This is a genomic window from Streptomyces sp. Tu 3180 (assembly GCF_009852415.1).
Classification (GTDB): Bacteria; Actinomycetota; Actinomycetes; order Streptomycetales; family Streptomycetaceae; genus Streptomyces.
Window position 1 is genome coordinate 8,091,633 of sequence record NZ_WOXS01000002.1, and the last position, 17,036, is coordinate 8,108,668.

Annotated in this window: 13 protein-coding genes; 4 read left to right on the plus strand and 9 right to left on the minus strand. The window is 74.8% G+C overall.

Annotation, left to right across the window (positions count from 1 at the left end):
- Positions 1 to 419: 419 nt before the first annotated feature.
- A complete protein-coding gene (locus GL259_RS36395; RefSeq protein ID WP_159537939.1) occupies positions 420 to 2,372 on the minus strand; it encodes an SMI1/KNR4 family protein in 1,953 nt (650 codons plus the stop codon).
- Positions 2,373 to 2,912: 540 nt separating this feature from the next.
- On the opposite strand from GL259_RS36395, the gene GL259_RS36400 reads away from it, so the two are divergent.
- Positions 2,913 to 3,653, plus strand: a complete 741-nt coding sequence (locus GL259_RS36400; protein WP_159537941.1) for a peptidoglycan-binding domain-containing protein — start codon at positions 2,913 to 2,915, stop codon at positions 3,651 to 3,653.
- A 131-nt stretch (positions 3,654 to 3,784) separates the two neighbouring features.
- Positions 3,785 to 5,353, plus strand: coding sequence for a family 10 glycosylhydrolase (locus tag GL259_RS36405; RefSeq protein WP_159537943.1), 1,569 nt, complete (start codon positions 3,785 to 3,787; stop codon positions 5,351 to 5,353).
- Positions 5,354 to 5,480: 127 nt separating this feature from the next.
- On the opposite strand, the gene GL259_RS36410 is transcribed toward GL259_RS36405, so the two are convergent.
- From GL259_RS36410 to GL259_RS36420, 3 genes are all read right to left on the minus strand, one after another.
- Entirely contained in the window at positions 5,481 to 6,119 is a 639-nt protein-coding gene (locus tag GL259_RS36410) for a hypothetical protein (protein ID WP_159537945.1), read from the minus strand.
- 373 nt (positions 6,120 to 6,492) lie between these two features.
- On the minus strand, positions 6,493 to 7,557 hold the full coding sequence (locus GL259_RS36415) for a Brp/Blh family beta-carotene 15,15'-dioxygenase (protein ID WP_159537947.1): 1,065 nt from the start codon (positions 7,555 to 7,557) through the stop codon (positions 6,493 to 6,495).
- On the minus strand, positions 7,532 to 8,503 hold the full coding sequence (locus GL259_RS36420; protein WP_159537949.1) for a bacteriorhodopsin: 972 nt from the start codon (positions 8,501 to 8,503) through the stop codon (positions 7,532 to 7,534). The genes GL259_RS36415 and GL259_RS36420 overlap by 26 nt, the downstream gene beginning before the upstream one ends.
- Positions 8,504 to 8,726: 223 nt before the next feature.
- On the opposite strand from GL259_RS36420, the gene GL259_RS36425 reads away from it, so the two are divergent.
- Positions 8,727 to 10,376 carry a YhjD/YihY/BrkB family envelope integrity protein gene (locus GL259_RS36425; RefSeq protein ID WP_159537951.1) on the plus strand — a complete coding sequence of 550 codons (1,650 nt, stop codon included), beginning with the start codon at positions 8,727 to 8,729 and terminating at the stop codon, positions 10,374 to 10,376.
- A 13-nt stretch (positions 10,377 to 10,389) separates the two neighbouring features.
- On the opposite strand, the gene crtI is transcribed toward GL259_RS36425, so the two are convergent.
- The 5 genes from crtI to GL259_RS39175 form a co-directional block, all read right to left on the minus strand.
- The gene (gene crtI / locus GL259_RS36430; RefSeq protein WP_159537953.1) at positions 10,390 to 11,883 is read right to left on the minus strand and encodes a phytoene desaturase family protein; all 1,494 of its coding nucleotides are present in this window, start codon (positions 11,881 to 11,883) and stop codon (positions 10,390 to 10,392) included.
- 1 nt (position 11,884) lies between these two features.
- Positions 11,885 to 13,009 carry a glycosyltransferase gene (locus GL259_RS36435; RefSeq protein WP_208026566.1) on the minus strand — a complete coding sequence of 375 codons (1,125 nt, stop codon included), beginning with the start codon at positions 13,007 to 13,009 and terminating at the stop codon, positions 11,885 to 11,887.
- On the minus strand, positions 13,006 to 13,851 hold the full coding sequence (locus GL259_RS36440) for a carotenoid biosynthesis protein (protein ID WP_159537955.1): 846 nt from the start codon (positions 13,849 to 13,851) through the stop codon (positions 13,006 to 13,008). The genes GL259_RS36435 and GL259_RS36440 overlap by 4 nt, the downstream gene beginning before the upstream one ends.
- A 301-nt stretch (positions 13,852 to 14,152) precedes the next feature.
- Positions 14,153 to 14,698 (minus strand): hypothetical protein, encoded by a 546-nt coding sequence (locus GL259_RS39170; RefSeq protein WP_243762499.1) that lies wholly within the window; start codon positions 14,696 to 14,698, stop codon positions 14,153 to 14,155.
- 99 nt (positions 14,699 to 14,797) lie between these two features.
- Positions 14,798 to 15,004 carry a family 43 glycosylhydrolase gene (locus GL259_RS39175; protein WP_243762500.1) on the minus strand — a complete coding sequence of 69 codons (207 nt, stop codon included), beginning with the start codon at positions 15,002 to 15,004 and terminating at the stop codon, positions 14,798 to 14,800.
- Positions 15,005 to 15,379: 375 nt separating this feature from the next.
- Between GL259_RS39175 and GL259_RS36450 the strand changes: the two genes are divergently transcribed.
- Positions 15,380 to 16,915 carry a fused MFS/spermidine synthase gene (locus tag GL259_RS36450; protein ID WP_159537957.1) on the plus strand — a complete coding sequence of 512 codons (1,536 nt, stop codon included), beginning with the start codon at positions 15,380 to 15,382 and terminating at the stop codon, positions 16,913 to 16,915.
- Positions 16,916 to 17,036 lie beyond the last annotated feature (121 nt).

The following is a 17,036-nucleotide window of genomic DNA, read 5'->3' on the forward strand; positions in this document are numbered from 1 at the left end:
CGCGCCCTCGGAATGATCCGGAGGACGGGCCCGAGCCGAGGGCGCGTGGACGCACCGCCGGGTCGGTGGCCGGGGGAGTGCGGTGCCGGGAGGCCCGCGGACTCGGCTTCCGGGGCTTCCGGCCCGGGAGGAGCTGAAAGCGCGGCGGCGGCTGCCGGACCGGGCGAGGAGCCCTCAGGACGCGACGCCCCGCCCCCACCACGGCGACGGCAGCCGGGAAGGGGTGCGTGTCCGGCGAGCGCCCGCTGGGCGCTGGTGACGAAAGGGCCGCGGGCCCGCCGACGGGGGCGCGGCTTCCTCACGGAATGACGACGATCCTCCCGACCGTGCCGGATGCGCCGACAGGGCGACGTGGGAAGCGAAGCCGCCGTCCGCTTCGCTGCCCAGCGGCCCGACCGGGCGAGGCGTCCTCGCGCCCGTCACCCGCTCTCCGGCGCGTCGTCCTCCGTCCGCCCGCCGTCCGCCGGGCGCTCGGCTCCCCACTGCATCCGGATCACCGCGTACGTCTCGCCGTCCCTCGGCGGCCGCGTCCAGGAACGGGTGGTGAACGTGTGCAGCCGCCCGTGCACGATCGCGTGACGCGGCAGACAGGCGCCGAACTCCCCGGCCACCGCTTCCAGCAGTGACCGCTCCGTCTCGGCGCCGTCCTCCATGCCGTCGAAGAACCGGCTCGGGTCCAGTGCCCGCGGTATCTCCCCGCTTCTGCGGATCTCTCCGTCCGCGTACGTGAAGGCGTACTGCGCGGCACCGTCCCGCGCCACCGAGAGGTGGAAGAACGGTTCCCCGTGCCGTGCCCTCAGGCCGCTCCACACCACCACCGCGCGGGTGCCCGCGCTGGCGGCCGCGGCCGGGGAGACGAACCGCTGCGGGCCGAACGGGGCGGGATCGTCGTCGAAGGCGAAGCTCCAACCGGTGCCGGCCCGGCCGACCGCCATGAGAGCCCTGTCGTCGTAGGAGGAGAACTCCCTTCGGTTGCGCAGCAGTTCGTGTCGCGCCTCCCAGAGGGTCATGGGTTCGTTCAGTACGGTGTCGTCCCCGTCCGCGAGACGTCCGGGCAGCTCCTCCGGCTCCACCCCTTCCACCAGGACGAACCGGTAGGAGGTGCGGTTGTTGCCCGGGTCCGGCTCCGCGAGCCACGCCAGGTCGCGCGGATCGAGCCCGGCCGTCGGCCTCGGCGCGTCGCCCGCCTGCCCGCCCCGCGGCGCGGACAGCAGTTCGCGGCCCCGCTCCGGGGTCAGCAGCGGCCCGAGCAGGGGATCGGCCACCCACCCCAGTGGCGCCAGGTGGTCCGGCCCCAGCGGCTCCCACAGGGGCAGCGCGCCGAGCAGCGTCCGCCAGGCACCGTCGGTGTCTCCCCACCGCGCCAGCTCCCGCGCCCGCTCGACCGCCTCCCCGAACGGTCCGGCCGCCGTGTACCGGTACGTGCCCTTCCGCACCTGATCCAGTAGCGCGTGGGCCAGTGACACCAGGTCGTCGTCGGCTCCCCGCAGGGAGAACCTCAGCGTGGAGTCGTCCCGGTACGAATGCGCCGCGTGCTCGGCGACCAGCGGTGGCAGCAGCTCGGGCGCGTACCGCGGGTCCGTCACCAGGCCCTCGAAGTACACCGAGGAGGTCTGTCCGAGCAGACGGCGTATCTGGTCGCCCAGTCCGGCGGCCCGCGGTCTGCCGTACCCCTTGGCCTCGTCCAGCGCCTTCCCGGCCCGTTCCCAGCCGCCGCGCAGCGCCTCCAGCCGGGCCTCCTCCACCAGGGCGTCCAGCTTGCGCGTCGTGCCGTTGACGAACACGGGCTCCCCGTCGCTCCGGTGCGCCCGCAGACTGTGGAACTCCCGGTGCATGTCCCGCATGAACGCGAGGAAGTTCGCGTGCCGCTCGGGTGGCGCGGCCCGCCAGCTCGCCCACGTGTACACGGCCCACTCGCCGTTCTCGTCCACGTCCTCGGGATCCAGGAGGACGTAGGTCATGTCGGACTCGACGTCGAGCTGCAGCCCGCGCCGCCAGAGGTCCGCCTCCCGCTGTTCCTCGGGCCCGGCGTCCTCGTCCAGGTACTCCTCGAACATGTCCGCGAGCCCCGACGCGTTGTCGTGCCAGTGCGCGTCCTCGGTCCCCGCCAGCAGCCGCACGAACCCGCCCGCGTGCCGCCACCCGTCGCTGACCCCGAGGAACTCCCGGTACGACGGGGGCATCCGTCGGCCGAGCCGCTCCTCCATGGCCGCGATCCGCTCCTCGGAAGCGGGCGGGAACCCCAGCCAGCGCGCCTGCCGCGCGGCCTCGTCGCCCCCGTCCCGCGTCTCGCCGTCCGGCAGGGAACCCGCCCACTCCTCGCTCCAACCGAGCAGGAAGGACCGCCAGTCGAATGCCGTGGTGTCCGTCATGGGCCCGATGCTGCCACCCCCCACTGACAGTGCTCCGCCGCCCGCCGCGGCCGAAGGGCCCTTCGTGCGCGACCGGCCCGGCAGGTTGTGCCGGGGTGCTCGCGCCGGTCGCCGCGTCCGGCCGGCCCCGGCGAGCGCGTCCTGCCGGTCGGCCGGCAGGACGGCGCCGCCTCCGGCCTGTGGCCGTGCGTGTCCAGGTGCGCCGGGTGCGACCGGACGGCTGCGGCTGTATTGACTGGGACCTGTCAATAATTCGACAATCGCTCCCACTTCCCCACGACTTGGAGGACCGTTGACTCACGGCCCGTCTCGCCGCGCGATGCTGCTGGCGGCAGCCGCCGGTGCGTTCGCGCTGCCCGCCCTATGTTCCGGACCCGCGCGTGCCACCACCCCCCTTCCGCCGGGACGCCGTGAACTCCCCGTCGTCACGCACTCCCGCCACCCCGGCGCCGTCCACGGCCCCGAAGCGGCGCGCGGTGCCCACGCCGAACCCCTGAACGCCGCCGTCGACTGCGCCCTGGGCCGAGGAGGGCGGAGCTGATGGCCACGTTCGTCACCCGCTCCCAATGGGGCGCCAGGGCGCCCAGAAGCGTCAGCAACACCATCACCCCGGCACAGGGCGGCGTGGTCGTCCATCACGTCGACGCCGTGAAAGTGGCCAAGGCCGATCACGCCGACTGCGCCGCCCAGGTGCGGGGCATCCAGAACTTCCACATGGACTCCAACGGCTGGTCGGACATCGCCTACAGCCACCTCGCCTGCGTGCACGGCTACCTCTTCCAGGGCCGCGGTGAGTACGTCCGCACCGCCGCCCAGGGCACCACGCAGGGCAACGACGACTGGTACGCGGTCTGTGCGCTGACCGGCGGCTCCGGCAGCAGCTACGACACCGTCACCGCCGGACTCATCGACGCCGTCCGCCACGGCATCAACCGCCTGCGGGTGTCGGGCGGCGCCGCGCAGGCCATCACCGGCCACCGGGACCACCACGCGACCGCCTGCCCGGGCAACCTGTACTCCAGGGTGCTCAGCGGCGAGGTCAACCCCGGTGGCGGCCCCCTGCCCTATCCCGGAGTCAGTTTCCGCCAGCCGCCGACCTTCGTGCACGCCAGCGTGGCGACCTGGCAGTACCGGATGAACAGCGCACACGGCTACTCCCTCGCCGTGGACGGCCAGTACGGGCCGGGATCCGACTCCGCCTGCCGCGGTTTCCAGTCGAGCAGGGGCCTGAGCGTGGACGGCATCGTCGGGCCGGCCACCTGGGGGGCCACGTTCGCCTAGGGTCTGTCGTTCGCATCAGGTCGCAGGGCGTCTGCGGCATGATCCGAACGACAGGTCCTGGAGCCGTCCGGGCCCACCGCCTTCCCACGACGTACGCCCGCAGCCGACGAACTCCACGGGGGACACCTCACATGCGCTTGCCTCGCGTGCTCACGACCCTGGCGGCGGGCCTCGGCCTGCTCCTCGGCGCGGTCACCGCGCCGCCCGCCCACGCCGACGACGGCGCGGCGGCGCCGGCCCAGTGGCGCAGCTACTGGGTGGACGCGTTCAACCCGGGCATCTCCACACCCGCGCAGGTCGCGGCCCTGGTCGAGGACGCGTTGGACCTCAACGCCAACGTCCTGATCGTGCAGACGGCCCGGCGTTACGACTGCTTCTGCAACAACGCCCTGTACCCGCGCACCGACGCCGCGATCGCCCCGGAGCCCTACGACCCGCTGGAGGAAGTGGTCCGGCAGGGGCACGCGGCCGGACTGCAGGTGCACGCCTGGGTCAACGTCAACACCATGTGGAACAGCAGCACTCCGCCCCGCTCCCCGGACCACGTCTTCAACCGGCACGGCCCGGGCGCCACCGGCGCCGACCGCTGGCTCAACAAGAAGGCCGACGGCCAGGAACTGGTGGGTGCCAACGCCTATGTCGACCCCGGCCATCCGGCGGCCGTCGACTACATCGTCCGCGGCGTCCAGAGCATCGTCCGCAACTACGACGTGGACGGCGTCAACCTCGACTACGTCCGCTACCCGGACGGCAGTTCCACCACCACCCACAGCGACTGGGGCTACAACGACGTGTCCGTCGCCCGCTTCCAGCAGGCGACGGGCCGCACGGACACACCCCTCCCGTCCGACACGGCCTGGAGCGACTGGCGGCGCAGCCAGGTCACCCATCTGGTGCGCAGGATCTACCTCGGTGTCTGGGAGGTCGACCCGCGGGTCCGCCTGTCGATGGACGCCATCACCTACGGGCACGGGCCGCAGGCGGTCGGCGGCTGGCGGGCCACCCGCACGTACGCGGAGGTCCTGCAGGACTGGGCGGGATGGCTGGACGAGGGGATCATGGACACCGCCGTGGCCATGAACTACAAGCGCAACTGGAATCCGGACCAGGCGCTGATGTTCTCCGAGTGGTCCGAGTTCCTGGCCGACCACCAGGGCGGGCGGCAGGCGGTCAACGGACCCGCGCTGTACCTGAACGGCGTCGCGGACTCGCTCAGCCAGGTCAGGGAGGCGCTGCGGCCCAGCGCGGCGGGCAACACCGCGGCCGGCTGGAGCGGTTACTCGTACGCCGCCCCCAGCAAGGACGTGGCGGCCAACGGTCTGGCGGCCGAACGGGCCAGGCTGGTGCAGGCGCTGACGCAGGGCGAGGACGCGCCGTTCGAGGACGAGGCGGCGGTGCCCGGCATGCCGTGGAAGACGGCGCCCCGGGACGGGCATGTGACGGGCAGGCTCCTGCTCCGGGGCGGCGGCCCGCTGGACCAGGTTCCGGTGACGCTCGCCCCGCTCACCGGCGGCGGTGAGAAGACCGTCCGGCTCAGCGACGGCTCGGGCTGGTTCGGCTTCGCCCATGTGGAACCGGGTGTGTATCTGCTCACCCTGTCCCTGCCGGAGGGTGTGGTCGGCGCTCCGAAGACCGTGGTGAGGGTGACCAAGGGCGGTATCGCGAAAGCGGCGTTCCCGCCGTTCCTCGCCGTGCCCTGACGAAGTGCTCCCGGCCCGGGAGAGCGGCCGGCCGGTCCCGCGCGGCCGGGGGCAGGGCGAGACGAGTTCACGTTCCCCGGTGACGCGGGCCTCGCCGGGGAGCGGCCGAGCGCCCCGCCCGGGCCCCTCACTCCGGGCCGAGCTCCACCGTCGTCGTGATCCGGGTGAGGGCGGGATTCCTCGGCGTCGAACCGAAGCCGAAGCGCACGGGCGGTTCGGCGGGCGCCATCCCTCCGAGGTCCGCGCCCTCCCAGGCGGCCGACACCGCACGGATCGGCAGCAGATCCCGGGCGCCGTACCACTCGCGGCGGCCTCCGCCGGCGCTGCCGCGGGTGCGCACTCCCGGCAGGAGCAGGCGGGCCGGCCAGTCCGTCAGCACGGTCCACGCCGGACGGCCGGCGAGCGCGCCGGGGACGGCGCGCAGCACGAGCCCCATGAGCCGTCGCCGCCCGGTGGTGAAACGCAACTCGAGCGGCCCCGCGGCGACGGTCCAGGTGCCGTCGCCGACCCCCACGTCGACCGGGACGACGCGCACGGTGTCGAAGACGTAGGTACTGCTGACGAAGTCCGCCGTCTCCTGCGTGGGGGCCAGCAGCAGCCGCTCTCCCTCCGCGCTTTCCAGCATGACGTCGCTGAACGCCCCGAAGGGCGACCGCTGCCAGTGTCCGAGCACGATGCGCGTGCCGGAGGCGGTGCCCGTGCCCGCGATCCAGCCGTCGAAGCGCACGCGCGGGAGCCGGGTGACTCCGCCGGCGGTCCGGCTCATCGGCTTCCGCTCCCTCGGCGGGCCTCCTGGGACGTGAGCCGGCGGTGGCCCGTCGGGGCGCCGGAAAGGCCGGGCACGTCCCGGGACGCGGGGGCCGAAGGGCTCGGGCCGTACATGCGTGACTCCCTTCGGGAAGGCGCACCACGCGCTCGCCGGGCAGGCTTCCCGGAAGCCCGCCGCGGTGGCGGGCGTCTCCTCCAGTATGCCTGGGAGACGCCGAGGCGCCGGCGCCGTACAGCGCCGGGACGCTCCCCGGGCGGGGGCCGCGGACTCGGTTCCTCCGGGCCCGTGCCGTCCTGCTGGGCGGCCCGGGACGACCTCTTCGTCTTCCTGCCCGGAGCGCGGCTGCGGCAGGGCATGGGCACGTGCGGTCTCAGGCAGGGGGCGCCGGCGTACGCGCGGGCCGGGTCCGGGTGGCCGCACGGACCGCGGACGACGGCCCGTACGCGTCGTGGCGGTCGAGCAGCGCGACGACGAGAAGGTGGGGCAGGGTGAGCGCGGCGAGGACGGCCACGCCCGCGGTGGCCAGGGCCTGGCGGTGCGGCCCGGCCAGGTGTGCCGTGGCGGCGACGGCGACCAGGACCACGGCGGTGGGCAGAGCTCCCTGGCGGCAGAAGCGGCGCAGGGGCCGGCCGAAGCGGCCGGCGAGCAGCGCGGGCCGGTTGGCGGGATCGGCCAGGACGAGACGGGCGATGTGCCGCGGGGAGTGCCAGGCGGCGAAGTAGACGGCGAATGCCACCCAGGGCGTCACCAGCCAGAAGAGCGTGGCCAGCAGGAGCAGTTCGGCGGCGTCGCGGCGGTGCCGGCGGCGCAGCAGCAGGACGCACGCGGCCGTGGTCGCGGTGGCGATCAGGACGGTTGCGGCCAGGCGGGCGGGGGAGGAGAGCAACCAGGTGGTTCCCGGAGCGAGGGCGTGCAGGAAGGCCCTGACCGCGTCAGGGTGCCGGACCAGTGGCAGCACGGTGACGACCGCGCCGTACGCGACGGTGCACAGCGCCCCGGCCGGCGGGGGGACCGCCCCGGCGCGCAGCGCGTTGACGCACGTCTCGCCACGGCCGAAGTGCACCACCGACAGGGCCAGGAACGCGCACAGAGCGGGAGCCGGCAGCCACAGGGCGAGGGCGAAGGCGGCCGCGGCGGCGCAGACGTAGCCGAGCAGCAGGAGGGGACCGTGGTGCCGGCCCGCTCCGCGGGCTCGGCACCAGGCGGGAACCAGGTGGTCGACGGCTCCGTGCGGGATGCCTGCCGCGAGGCCGACGACGAAGACGGCGAGCGCGTGGCCGTCCCACCACGCGGGGCGCAGGAACCGCACCGCCAGGACGAGCAGAACCGCGGTGACGGAGACGCGGCCGACCCGGTCGAGGAGGCGGCGGGCTGCCTCCTCGACCGGCGGCACCCGGGGCGCGGACGGGTCAGCGGAAGCGGTGCCCGTTGCCATCGGCGACCCGTACGGGTTCCGGGTGGGCGCTGTGCCCGGTCAGGGCGGCGGCCACGGGCGGCCAGGCGTCCGCCTGTTTGACCGAGGAGATCCAGACCTCCTCGGGGTGGGTCTCGGTCCCGGACCGCACGTCCTCGGCCGTGCGCATCTTGGCCACCTTGTGGATCATCGCGCCGAAGCCGACCTTGGCGACGATGTCGGCGGCGCACAGACCGAGTTGCGTCACCATCGCCCAGGCGACCAGGTCGGAGTCGGCCCCCACGGACTGCTGGATCAGGTAGATGAGCGGGTAGGCGCCGAAGACGGAGAACAGCATGATCGTCGCCCGCTTCAGCGTGGTGGACGTGCCGGAGGGCAGTTCCCTGACGCTGTCCAGAACGGCCTTGCCCAGGACGGCGTACAGGACGAGGAAGAACACCGTGCTGACGGCGGCCCACACGGCCAGCCACAGCACGCGCGTTCCGGCGTCGAGGACCTGCGCGCCGAGGAAGCCCGTGACGATCATCAAGAAGGCCGACGCGATGGCGAGGGCGCGCAGCGTGAACAGCCGCTTGCCCGCGACCGCGCACACGGTCAGCAGTTCCACCGCGAGCAGGGGCACGGTGACGCTCCAGTCGGCGTACCGCAGCCCGCCGTCGAAGGCGGACGTCTCGACGGGCACGTAGAGCCCGTCACGCAGTGTGTAGGAGGTCCGCCAGTCGACCGACAGGGCGAGGTAGGCCAGGAACGCGACCGCGTGCACCAGGGCGCTGGCGATACCGGCGCCCCGGTAACGGGGGGAGACGTCGTTGCGGGTGGAGATCGCGTAGACGAAGCCCGCGAGCATGGCGAAAGCGGCTACCGCGAGCGAGTACCGGATCATGTTGTACTCGCCGACCGTGTAGATCAGCGTGCCGGTGAACTCGCCTCTTCCGGGAGGAGCGGCCATGGCGTCTATGGGTGTCACGGAGAGGACTCCTGGCTCCGGTCGTGTCCGGCCGTATCGGTCGATGCGGCTGTTTCTCGAAGCTAGAAGCGCCCTGTGGGCGCGGCGACCCTCCGGAGGCATTCGAGGGACGTGGCGGACGGCGCCCGTACCCGGTGTCGCGCGGTGTCCTGTGTATCGTCACCGCAAAGCGGACATATGCCCCGAAAGTGTATGTCCCGCGAGACGTGCAGAGGAGCCGCCGGTGCCCACTGGTGCCACGCACACGAGGCGGGGCGCGCTGCGCCTGCTCGTCCGCGAGGTGCGCGGTGGTCTGCACGGCAGGCAGGTGGCCCTGGTGGCGGCGGGAATCTCCTTCTTCGGGATGCTCTCCGCCGTCTCCCTGGCGCTGGTCCTGCTCCGGCTGTGCGCGTTCGCGACCGGTGCGGACGGCACCCGGCAGGCCGTGGCGCGGATCGCGGACGCGCTTCCGTACGGGCACGGGGTGCAGACCGGGCTGGACACCCTGGCCGGGGCGGCGGTCCGGCTGTCCTGGCCGGCGCTCGCCATCGCGCTGGTGCCCGCCACCGTGTACGGGGAAGGGCTGCGCCGGGGCTTCCTGCAGTTGTCCCCGGTGGCGGCGGAGGACGACACGTTCACCGGCTGGCGGGGCAGGCTGGGGCTGGTGCCCGCGCTGGTGGCGGCCCCGCTCCTCACCGGCGTCGCCCTGTACGCCGGGCCGGCGCTGGCCCGGCTGGCCGACGCCGGCGGCTGGCGTCCTGCCCTGTCCGCCTTCCTGGCCTTCCACCTGCTGTGGCTCCTGCTCTCCGCGGAGGTGCTCCTGGTGTTCCGGTTCGTCGGCGTCGGCGTCGCCGGTTCCCGGGCGACGGTCGTGGCCGCGTTCGTGACGGGGGCGTTCCTGTGCGGTTTCCTCTGCGGCTTCGTGGTGTTCCTGGCCGTTCCGGTCGACTGGAGCCTGCCGTTCGGCGGACTCGCCGTCCCCGGGGTCACCGTGGCGCTGGGGCTGTGGCTGTACCTGCTGCACGCGGTCCTGCTCGTCGGCTACCAGCTGATGCTCTGTCTGGACGGCCGCGCGGGCCCCCTCCTCGCCGTGCTCCGTCCTTTCCGGAGGAGCCGCCCACCGGGCGAGGACCCGCCCGGTGGGCCCGCCCCCCGGTCGCGGTCCGGGGCGCCCGCGGTCGCGAGGGCCCGCTTCCACCTCCGCGGGAGGACGTCCGCCGGGCCCGGGACGCGCGGCCGCGCCGGCGGTCTGGACCGGTGGGCCGAGCTCCACGGAGGGCATGACCCTTCCGGCAGCGTCCTGACCTCGACGTGGGTGGCGCTGGTCCAGCGCTGCGCCCGCACGCGTCCGCTCCGTGCCGTGCCGCCCGATCTCCTCTCACTGGCGGGGCCCCTCGCGGTCGCCGCCGCCGTGGCGCCGGCCGCGGCGGGCGGCCCGTGGCCGCTGGTCTCCTGCGCCCTCGTCGTCCTGTCCGGCCTGTGCGACGGGCTGGACGGCGCGGTCGCCGCGGTCACCGACCGGGCCCGCCCGCTGGGCGCCGTGGTGGACGCCCTGGCCGACCGGGTGGCGGACCTGCTGCTCGCCGTGGTCCTGTACGTCCTGGGAGCGCCGGCCGCCTGGTGCCTGGCGGCCGTCTCGCTGGCTCAGCTGCACGAGTACGTGCGGGCCCGGGCCAACGCGGCGGGCATGCGCGGGGTCGGGGCGCTGAGTGTCGCCGAACGGCCGCTGCGGGTGGTGCTGTGCGCGCTCGCGTGCCTGGGGAGCGGTCTGCTGCCCGAAGGCACGCCGGGCACGGGGTGGGACTGGGCGACGGTGTGCGTGCTGTGCTGGACGGCGGCCGGAGCCGTCGGCTTCCTGCACCTGGGGGCCGGAGTGGTGCGCGCGCTGCGATAGCGGTCCCGCGGAGTCAGGCGTCGCCGATCTGCGCCGCGGCGATCTCCGCCGACAGCGCCACCAGCGGAAGGCCGCCGCCGGGGTGGGCGGACCCGCCGACGAGGAAGAGCCCGGGGACGGGAGAGCGGTTGGCCGGGCGGAGGAAGGCGGCGCGGGCGCCGTTGGAGGAGGTGCCGTAGATGGCGCCGCCCGGGCTTCCGGTCGCGTGCTCCAGGTCGAAGGGGGTGCGGGCCTCGTACCACAGCAGGCGCCGGCGCACGTCCGTGCCGCGGTCGGCCATGATGTCCAGGACCCGCTCGACGTAGGACTCCTTGAGCCCCGGGACGGTCCAGTCGACGGCGCCGGGCGCCTTCCGCGGCGCGTGCCGGGGGGCGTTGACCAGCACGAACCACGCCTCGTGCGCGTCATCGGGACGCAGCGCGGCGTCATCCGGCGCGCTGATGTACACCGTCGGGTCGGCGGCGGGACGAGCCCGGGCGCCGAAGACGGCGTCGAACTCCGCGTCGTAGTCCGCCGGGAACAGGACCCGGTGGTGCGGTGTCCGGGGATCCCGCCCGCGCAGCGCGAGCAGCAGAACGAACCCGGCCAGCGAGGGCTGGGCACGTGCGAGGGCGGCCAGGGGCCGGCGCCCGCGCCGGTCCGCCGCCAGGCGTCCGTAGAGGACCGCGGCGTCGACGCCGGAGACGACGACGTCCGCCGCCGCCGTGCCGCCGTCCGCCAGGCGGACCCCGGTGACGCCCCGGCCCGAGGTCTCCACCGCGGCGATCTCGCAGCCGTAGCGGAACCGCACCCCCAGCTCGACGCAGCGCCGCTCCACGGCCTCGGCCAGCAGGCGCAGACCGCCGGGCACGTACCAGGTGCCGTAGTGCTGCTCCACGTACGGGACCACCGCCAGGACGCCGGGCGCGCGCCGGGGATCGGAGCCGCTGTACGTGGCGTAGCGCTCCAGCCACATGCGCAGCCGAGGATCACGCAGGTACCGTCGGCCGGTGCCCCGCAGGGTGCGCCAGGGGGCGACAGCGGCCAGGTCGCGGGGACGGACCGAGCGGCGCAGCAGCTCCGCCGGACCGCCGAGCGGCCGCCGCAGCACACGCTCGCCCACCAGCCGCCACAACTCGCCGGAGGCCGCGTGCAGCCGGGCCCACTGCGCCCCGGCCCCTTCGCCCAGGGCACCGTCCAGCGCCTCGGGCACCAGGCGCGGGTCACCCGGCATCGCCAGGCGGGTCCCGTCGGCGAACCGGTAACTGCAGGCCGGCTCCACCGGCCTCAGCGGTACGCACCGCTCCAGGGGCGCGCCGGTGTCCGCGAACAGCCGGCGGTAGACCCCGGGCAGGGTCAGCAGCGACGGCCCGGTGTCGAAGACGAAACCGTCCCGGCGCACGGTGCCGAGCTTGCCCCCGCACACGGCCGCCCGCTCGTACACGGTGACGCGGTGCCCCTGGCGGGCGAGCCGGGCGGCGGCCGCCAGCCCGCCCATACCGGCACCGATCACGGCGACGCGGGCCATCTCAGTGCCTCCCCCGCAGCGGTCTGCCCTTCCACGTCAGCGTGGAGCGGCGATGACCGAGCCAGGACCGTGCCGTCAGCGCCACCAGCAGTCCCACGGACACCGGGTGGGCCAGCGCGTCCGGCCAGCACCGCCCACCCGTGCGCCGCGCGGTCAGCGCCCTCCCCGCCACGGCCGCGGCGTATCCGGCCGCCCCCCAGCGCGACCCCCACAGCACCGCCAGCGGGGGCACCACATAGGCCCAGACGAGGAGGGCGCACACCGCCGCCGCGCCACCGCCGGACCCGAACGCCGTCCACAGGGACTTGCCGTACCCCTCACGCAGACCGCGCCAGTCGTCGTACATCCGGCACATCGCGATGCGGCTGCCGTCCACGATCCCGCCCCGGCCACCGGCCCGCTTCAGCGCCCGGACGAGCGCCATGTCCTCGAGGACCTCGTCCGTGACCGCGGCGAAGCCGCCGCATCCGCGCAGGGCGGCGGCGTCCACGACGAGGAACTGGCCGTTGGCCGCGGACAGCGCCGGCCGCGGTGAGACCTCCGCCCGCCGCAGTGGCAACGCCGTGAGCCACGACCACTGCAACAGCGGCTGGACGAGCCGGTTGGCGGGTCCCTCGGCGACCTGGCGGGGGAAGGGGGAGACCAGGTCGAGCCGGGCCGAGCGCAGCAGGGCCACCGAGGACGCCACCGCGTGCGGCGCGAGCACCACGTCCGCGTCCACGAAGACCAGCACGCCGCCCCGCGCGAGCGACGCGAGCTGGTGGCAGGCGTGGGCCTTGCCCGGGAGGCCGGGCTCCGGTGCCGTGCCGCGCACGACCCGGGCGTGCCGATACGGTCCGCACAGGCGGCGGACCACGTCACCGGTGTCGTCGGTGGACTGGTCGTCGAGCACGATGACCTCTGCCCGGGGCACACGTTCCTGCGCCAGCAGCGACCGCAGCGCGGGGCCGACCCGCCCGGCCTCGTTGCGCACCGGCATCAGGAGGGACACCCGCTCGGCCACCGGCGGCGGATCCGCCGGCGGGACCCGCAGGGCCCTGCTGTTCCACGCGCTGTGCACGGCACCGGCGACCGCCAGCATCGATCCCGCCGCGACCGCCCTCCGCGCGGAGCCGGACCGGCTCACCCCCGTCTCCCGGCGGCACCCGCCACCCGCACGGCCAGCGGCACCGCGACCAGGCCCATCAGCGCTCCCCCCACCAGCGCCACCTGCGGGCGGCCGAAGAACACCAGGCAGGCCAGCACCGAGGAGGCGTAGGTCCACAGGTACAGCACGACGGCCGGACCACCGGGCGTGCCGTCCCCGGCGGGCCGCCGCACCAGGCGTCCGCAGGCGGCGTCCACGGCGGCGACCATGACCACGGACACGGCCGCCCACCCGGCGAAGTTGGTCAGCGGCACGCCCTCCACGCCGGGGAGCGCCGGGGAGGGGTCCGACCAGATCCAGTGACCGGCGTCGATCATCTGCGGGTCGAGGAAGACGTCCCAGGACGCCAGCGCCCACCCTCCGACCACCGCCGTGCGCACGCGGGCCGCGGGCGTCCCGGCGCGCCCCCGGCTCCCGGCCAGTACGCGTCCCGCCTCCAGGGCGGGCCAGGCCATCATGACCCAGGCGAGAGGCACCACCACCGGCACTCCCGCCACGCTCGGACCCAGGGAGCCCGTGTAGTGGTAGGCGCCGAACGGAAACCCCGTACGCACCCCCACGGCCTCCACCGCCAGGCCCCCCAGCCCCGCCACCGCGAACAGCACCAGCGGTCCCCGCGCACCGTGCCGCAGCGCGGCGGCCGCGAGGGACGCCAGGCAGAAGACCACCACGCCGACGACGGTGAGCACGTCGCGCCCCGGGCCGGACACGAGCGGGTAAGGAATCTGGCACAGCACGGCGGCCACGGCCAGTGCCCGGACCGCCCGCCGGCCGGCCCCGGGCCCACGGCGCAGCGCCGGCCGTTCCTGTACCTGAACCATGCCGCGAGCATAGGGAGACGACCCGGTCCCACCGCCGACGCGGCAGGACCGCCACCGGGGGCTTCACCGGTACGGACCACACCACGGCACCCGCGGATGCCGCCCGCACGAGCCCGGGACCGGGCGGAACCGCACCGTGCCCCGTCGTCCGGCCGGCGACAGTGGTGAGGGAACGGTCCGAGCGTGGTCCTCGGCCGCTGCGAGGACGAGGCGCAGGCGCGGGCCCGGCGAAGCGGTGGAAGCGTCGTGGGACCGCACGCCCACGCCCTCCTCCGCCGGGCGGTGCCGGGGTGCCCGTGGATCAGCCCGGGGACGCCGCGCCCTCGTGTCCCGAGCCGCCGGCGTGCAGCGCGTCGTCGTGGAACACCGCTTCGTCGAAGTCGGCAGGCAGGCCGCCTCCGGTCAGGTCCCGGGCCCGCGGACCGGCGAAGGCGCCGGTGAAGCCCAGCGAGCGGCTCTGTCCGTCGGTGAACTCCTCGGCGTGCTCGTCGGGCAGGACGGACGCGTCCAGGAGCGGCCCGACGGTGCGCCGGCCAGGGCCGGTGTCGTACCGGAACCGCAGCCGGGTCCCCCGGAGGCCGAGGCCCAGACGCAGCCGTGCCGCGTCGCCGAGTGGTTCCCGGCCGGCCTCGTCCACGGTCACCGCGCCCCGGTCGGCGGCCGCGACCCGCAGCACCGCACGCCCCCGGTCGCCGGCGGTGACGTGCAGGAAGTACCAGCTGCGGGAGTTGTGGGAGGCGGTGACGCCCGCCAGGTGCTGGAAGCCGCGGGGCCGGTACTCCATGGTGGCCTCGAACGCGCAGCGCCAGGAGGTGATCCTCCGGGCGACCAGGGCGGCACCGGACAAGCTCCGCGGGGAGCGACCGCCGTGCAGGCGCAGGGTGGAAGAGCCCGTCGGCGTGCGTGAGGTCGGGCGCCCGCACCCCGCCGGAGTCCGGGCAGCCGGTCAGGTCCAGCAGCCGCGTGCTCTCCAGCGCCCGCCCAGGGGGCGCCGGCGTGCCGGATCCCGGGAGTGGTGCAGCCGCACCCCCGGGAACCACTCGAACGTCGAGGTCGCCAGGTAGAAGTCGTCCCCCACCCGCACGACGGACGGGTCCGGGTGGGAACCGGGGAGAATCGGATTGCGGACGACCGGGCCGGTGTGCGGCGGCATGTGTTTCCTCGCCAGTGGGGGACGGGTCACCGGTCGGCCGGAAGCCCGCCGGTCCCCTCGGACCGTAATGCCGAACACGCACATCGGCAACGATCACCGACGGGGGACGGACCCGCGCGGAGGCTCCACCGGCCGCGGCGCCGGAAGTCCCGGCGGTGGAAGGGGAGTTGGCCCCCGTCACCGGGCTCGGCGTCGTCGTGGCCCCGGCGGGCGCCGCCGCGCCGCCGGGACCCGAGACGGCACGCACGCCCGGCCTTGTGCCGTTCACGCCCCAACGGGCCTGTCCCAGCCGCGACTTCAGCGCTCACCGCGTCTGACAGGCCCGCCGTCCTTCGATGCCGCTCGGCCGACGGGTCGCATGCGAGGATGGCGTCCGTGACCGGATCGTCTTCCTCGCCCGTCGCCGAGGGCGCGCCTCGCCACCACGGCCCGGGTCCCCGTGTCGCTGCCGTGCTCGTGTTCGGTGCCTCGGCCGCGGTCCTGGTGGTCGAGATCGTCGCCCTGCGGCTGCTGGCTCCCTACCTCGGCCTCACCCTCGAGACCAGCACCATGGTGATCGGCATCGCCCTCACCGCGATCGCCCTCGGCTCCTGGCTGGGCGGGCGCATCGCCGACCAGGTCGATCCGCGTCGGCTCCTGGGCCCTTCGCTCGGGGTGTCGGGAGCGGTCGTGGCGCTCACCCCCGCCGTGCTGCGCACCACCGCGGAGTGGGCACCGGCGCTGCTCCTGCTGATCGCGTCGCTGACCATCCTGGTGCCGGGCGCGCTGCTCTCCGCGGTGACGCCGATCGTGACCAAGTTGCGTCTCACCAGCCTCGCCGAGACCGGAACGGTCGTCGGCCGGCTGTCCGGCGTCGGCACCGTCGGCGCCATCTTCGGCACCGTCCTCACCGGCTTCGTCCTCGTGTCGCGGTTGCCGGTCAGCGGCATACTGATCGGCCTCGGAACGCTGCTGGTGGTCGGCGCGGCGCTGGTCGAGTGGCGGACGCGCGGGTGGAGCGGCACCCCCGCCCTGACGCTCGTGGTCGTCGCCGGCGGACTCGCCACCGTGGCCGCGCCCGGTGCCTGCGACGCGGAGACCAGGTACCACTGCGCACGGGTCGTCGCCGACCCCGACCGGGACAGCGGCCGCACCCTCCTTCTGGACGGCGTGCGACACTCCTACGTCGACGTCGACGACCCGACGTTCCTGGAGTTCACGTACGTGCGCGCCATCGCGGCGGCGGTCGATGCCGCCTTCCCCGAAGGCGAGCCGCTCGCCGCCCACCACCTGGGCGGCGGCGGGCTCACCTTCCCCCGTTACCTCGCGGCCACGCGGCCCGGAACGCGCAGCCTCGTGTCCGAGATCGACAGCGGGGTCGTGCGCATCGACCGCGACCGGCTCGGTCTGAACTCGCAAGCGGGTATCGACGTGCGCGTCGAGGACGGCCGGCTCGGCCTGCGGCGGCTGGACGCCGGCAGCCGCGACCTCGTCGTCGGCGACGCCTTCGGAGGCGTCAGCGTGCCGTGGCACCTCACCACGGTGGAGGCGATGACCGACGTACGGCGGGTGCTCGACGAGGACGGCCTGTACGTCGCCAACCTCATCGATCACGGAGGTCTGGCCTTCGCACGTGCCGAGGCGGCCACGCTCAGGAAGACCTTCGAGCACGTCGCCCTCCTCGGCGAACCCGCCGACATCGGCCTCGACCCGACCGCCGCCCCCGAGGGCGGCAATCTGGTGCTGCTCGCCTCCGACCGGTCGGTCGACCTGCGCGCGATCCGGGAAGCGCTGGACGCCCGGCGCACCGGCTGGAAGGTCACCGCCGGCGACGGCCTCACCTCCTGGATCGGCGACGCCCGACCGCTCACCGACGACTACGCACCCGTCGACCAGCTCCTCCAGCCCTCCAGCCCACAGGGCGGCCGGTGACAGGCCGCACCGGCTCGGCCGGGAACCGCTGAGCGGTCCGGCCGCCCGGGCGCCGGCCGGGCCGGCAACGGCACAGGAGGCACACAGGGTGTGCAAATCCCCTGCACGTCCATGACGTTGA

Bases quoted from the DNA above. Each gene is read 5' to 3' on its own strand.
- GL259_RS36395 (WP_159537939.1), bottom strand. From the start codon at position 2,372: ATGACGGACACCACGGCATTCGACTGGCGGTCCTTCCTGCTCGGTTGG.
- GL259_RS36400 (WP_159537941.1), top strand. From the start codon at position 2,913: ATGGCCACGTTCGTCACCCGCTCCCAATGGGGCGCCAGGGCGCCCAGA.
- GL259_RS36405 (WP_159537943.1), top strand. From the start codon at position 3,785: ATGCGCTTGCCTCGCGTGCTCACGACCCTGGCGGCGGGCCTCGGCCTG.
- GL259_RS36410 (WP_159537945.1), bottom strand. From the start codon at position 6,119: ATGAGCCGGACCGCCGGCGGAGTCACCCGGCTCCCGCGCGTGCGCTTC.
- GL259_RS36415 (WP_159537947.1), bottom strand. From the start codon at position 7,557: ATGGCAACGGGCACCGCTTCCGCTGACCCGTCCGCGCCCCGGGTGCCG.
- crtI (WP_159537953.1), bottom strand. From the start codon at position 11,883: ATGGCCCGCGTCGCCGTGATCGGTGCCGGTATGGGCGGGCTGGCGGCC.
- GL259_RS36440 (WP_159537955.1), bottom strand. From the start codon at position 13,851: ATGGTTCAGGTACAGGAACGGCCGGCGCTGCGCCGTGGGCCCGGGGCC.
- GL259_RS39175 (WP_243762500.1), bottom strand. From the start codon at position 15,004: ATGCCGCCGCACACCGGCCCGGTCGTCCGCAATCCGATTCTCCCCGGT.